1 pseudogene is annotated in these 822 nt (G+C 42.5%); it reads right to left on the bottom strand.

Going from position 1 to position 822, the window contains the following annotated elements:
- Positions 1-180: 180 nt before the first annotated feature.
- A pseudogene (locus tag ACFIKD_RS09650) lies at positions 181-822 on the bottom strand (virulence-associated protein E); the annotation flags it as partial.

Genomic DNA, 822 nt, shown 5'->3' with positions numbered 1-822 from the left:
CTTTGCTGCTTTGGAAAATTCATTTTTTAATACATCATCGACGCGAAAGGTAAATGTTGTCTCAGCCATTTTACGACTACTTAATGTGTTATAATGTAATTCTAATGTAATACATTTTTACTATTTCTTCAATAGCTACTGTTAGAATAGATATCTTATATCTATTTTGCATTTTCATAGGGTTGAAAGAGGCGCCCATAAATTCACAGGCTCAGATAACAACCCAGACAAAAGAGCTAGACCGGTTTCAATGCCCTCACAAATGACCAGATGTTTGGGATTGCCTTGACTTAAATGCACAGCACCACCTGTTACAGATCCCAACATGGCTTTTGCTGGTTTTTGGTCTGTTTTGCAGCCATTGGCTTGTAAAAAGGTTCTATGAATGGCGAAAGAGCCAGCGCCCTTAACAAGAGCCACCAACGCGGGCAGTGTACCCCCAGAGGGGTGTGGACACTTGTCGTAAAAGCGTAAATCGGGAGGCAAATCACATGTAATACCCCGCATACGTAAATAGGTTTCTGCTAAAGTATTTTTGATTGGTTGGCTTTGTTGCCAAATTGCTTTTGCTCTCTCTGCTTTCTTTTTTGCTCGTTTGAGATCAGCACAAAACTGTTTGGAGAAAGAAGGGGCGTGATCATAAGCTTGTTTTCCAAGCAAGCCAATTGTAATGAGCGCTTGTATGATCTCTCTAAAAGAGCAGCCAGCATAACAATAGAGTAAAAGACGCCCATCATGTCCATTCGCAAGGGATAAGCTAGGTAGCCTATCATCATGAGCAGGGCAACGGGTCCATAACGCCCATGCCAACCCCCGGCACAG

Origin of the sequence: Bartonella sp. CR84HXZ, from assembly GCF_042194535.1 — a bacterium.
GTDB lineage: Bacteria > Pseudomonadota > Alphaproteobacteria > Rhizobiales > Rhizobiaceae > Bartonella > Bartonella grahamii.
This window is presented reverse-complemented; position numbering and strand designations above follow the sequence as displayed.